4 protein-coding genes and 1 pseudogene are annotated in these 2,112 nt (G+C 63.5%); all 5 read left to right on the forward strand.

Annotated features, from left to right (window positions below; all coding sequences use genetic code 11):
* A partial coding sequence (rpsJ, locus tag EN935_RS32750) for a 30S ribosomal protein S10 (RefSeq protein ID WP_127374064.1) occupies positions 1-212 on the forward strand: 212 nt, incomplete at its 5' end.
* Between the two features lie 61 nt (positions 213-273).
* On the forward strand, positions 274-1,002 hold the full coding sequence (gene rplC / locus EN935_RS32755; RefSeq protein WP_013531422.1) for a 50S ribosomal protein L3: 729 nt from the start codon (positions 274-276) through the stop codon (positions 1,000-1,002).
* Positions 1,002-1,622, forward strand: a complete 621-nt coding sequence (gene rplD / locus EN935_RS32760) for a 50S ribosomal protein L4 (RefSeq protein WP_056588603.1) — start codon at positions 1,002-1,004, stop codon at positions 1,620-1,622. Before rplC ends, rplD begins: the two co-directional genes overlap by 1 nt.
* Entirely contained in the window at positions 1,619-1,912 is a 294-nt protein-coding gene (locus tag EN935_RS32765) for a 50S ribosomal protein L23 (protein ID WP_023757976.1), read from the forward strand. The genes rplD and EN935_RS32765 overlap by 4 nt, the downstream gene beginning before the upstream one ends.
* A 22-nt stretch (positions 1,913-1,934) precedes the next feature.
* Positions 1,935-2,112, forward strand: a pseudogene (gene rplB, locus EN935_RS32770) (50S ribosomal protein L2); the annotation flags it as partial.

Below are 2,112 nucleotides of genomic sequence, written 5' to 3' on the forward strand. Positions count from 1 at the left end.
GTGCCAACGTCCGCGGCCCCATTCCGCTGCCGACGCGGATCGAAAAGTTTACGGTCAATCGGTCGCCTCACGTCGACAAGAAGAGCCGCGAGCAGTTCGAGATGCGCACGCACAAGCGTCTGCTCGACATCGTCGATCCGACCCCGCAGACGGTCGATGCTTTGATGAAGCTCGATCTGGCCGCCGGCGTCGACGTCGAGATCAAGCTCTAAGGGAATGAGAGCGCGGTAAGGGGCGGTGCCCCCGGCCCGGAACTCTAAAGGAATTGAACCGATGCGTTCAGGTGTGATTGCAAAGAAGGTGGGAATGACCCGCATCTACAACGATGCCGGGGAACATGTTCCCGTCACCGTTCTCCTGATGGAGAACTGCCAGGTCGTGGCCCAGCGCACGCAAGAGAAGAATGGCTACACCGCCGTTCAGCTCGGCGTTGGCCTGGCCAAGGTGAAGAACACGTCGAAGGCGATGCGCGGCCATTTCGCGACCGCTTCCGTCGAGCCGAAGGCGAAGGTTGCCGAGTTCCGCGTCTCCGCCGACAACATGATCGATGTCGGCGCCGAGATCACCGTCGAGCACTTCGTCGCCGGCCAGAAGGTCGATGTGACGGGCACGACGATCGGCAAGGGTTTCCAGGGCGTCATCAAGCGCCACCACATGGGCGGTGGCCGTGCAACGCACGGTAACTCGGTTTCGCACCGTACGCACGGTTCGACCGGCCAGCGCCAGGACCCGGGCAAGGTGTTCAAGGGCAAGCATATGGCTGGCCACATGGGCGACACCCGCGTCACCACGCAGAATGTCGAGATCGTATCGACCGACGCCGACCGCGGCCTGATCCTGATCCGCGGTGCGGTTCCCGGATCGAAGGGCGCCTGGATCCTGGTCCGCGATGCGGCCAAGGTGGCGCTGCCGGCCAATGCGCCGAAGCCTGCCGCGATCCGCGCCGTCGCTGCCGAAAGTGGCGCCAAGAACGAGGCTCCGGCCACAGAGGGAGCGGAATAATGGATCTCAAGATCACAACGCTGGGCGGCAAGGACGCCGGCAAGGTGGAACTCTCCGACGAGATTTTCGGCCTTGATCCGCGCGAAGACATCCTGCAGCGCGTCGTGCGCTGGCAGCTCGCCAAGAAGCAGCAGGGCACCCACAAGGCCAAGGGCCGCGCCGAGATCGCGCGCACCGGCGCCAAGATGTACAAGCAGAAGGGTACGGGCCGCGCCCGTCACCATTCGGCACGCGCTCCGCAGTTCCGCGGCGGCGGCAAGGCCCACGGCCCGGTCGTTCGCAGCCACGAGCACGAACTGCCGAAGAAGGTTCGCGCGCTCGGCCTCAAGCATGCTCTCTCGGCCAAGGCCAAGAGCGCGTCGATCATCATCATCGACGAGCTGAAGCTGACCGAGGCCAAGACGAAGGCGCTGATCGCGAATTTCGCGACGCTGGGCCTGACCAACGCTTTGCTGATCGGCGGCGCCGAGCTTGACAAGAACTTCAAGCTGGCGGCGACGAACATCCCCAACATCGACGTGCTGCCCATTCAGGGCATCAACGTCTACGACATTCTGCGCCGCGGCACGCTGGTCCTTTCGAAGGCCGCCGTCGAGGCTCTCGAGGAGCGCTTTAAATGACCGACCTTCGTCATTACGACGTGATCGTCTCGCCGGCGATCACCGAAAAGTCGACCATGGCCTCCGAGCAGAACCAGGTCGTCTTCAACGTCGCCAAGAAGGCGTCGAAGCCGGAAATCAAGGCCGCCGTCGAAGCGCTGTTCGGCGTCAAGGTGATGGCCGTGAACACGCTTGTCCGCAAGGGCAAGATCAAGCGCTTCCGTGGCACGGTTGGCCGCCAGAGCGACGTCAAGAAGGCGATTGTGACGCTGGCCGATGGCCAGTCGATCGACGTCGCGACGGGTCTCTGAGCAAGGCCGCGAGGACAGAAACATGGCACTGAAAAAATTCAACCCGGTAACGCCCAGCACCCGTCAGCTGGTCATCGTCGACCGCTCGGGCCTCTACAAGGGCAAGCCCGTCAAGGGTCTGACCGAAGGCCTGACCAAGTCGGGCGGCCGCAACAACCACGGCCGCATCACCGCCCGCTTCATCGGCGGTGGTTACAACC

The organism is Mesorhizobium sp. M7D.F.Ca.US.004.03.1.1, assembly GCF_003998635.1.
GTDB classification, from domain to species: domain Bacteria; phylum Pseudomonadota; class Alphaproteobacteria; order Rhizobiales; family Rhizobiaceae; genus Mesorhizobium; species Mesorhizobium loti.

Excerpts from the sequence above, each read along its gene's own strand:
- rplC (WP_013531422.1), top strand. The coding sequence starts at position 274 with ATGCGTTCAGGTGTGATTGCAAAGAAGGTGGGAATGACCCGCATCTAC.
- rplD (WP_056588603.1), top strand. The coding sequence starts at position 1,002 with ATGGATCTCAAGATCACAACGCTGGGCGGCAAGGACGCCGGCAAGGTG.
- EN935_RS32765 (WP_023757976.1), top strand. The coding sequence starts at position 1,619 with ATGACCGACCTTCGTCATTACGACGTGATCGTCTCGCCGGCGATCACC.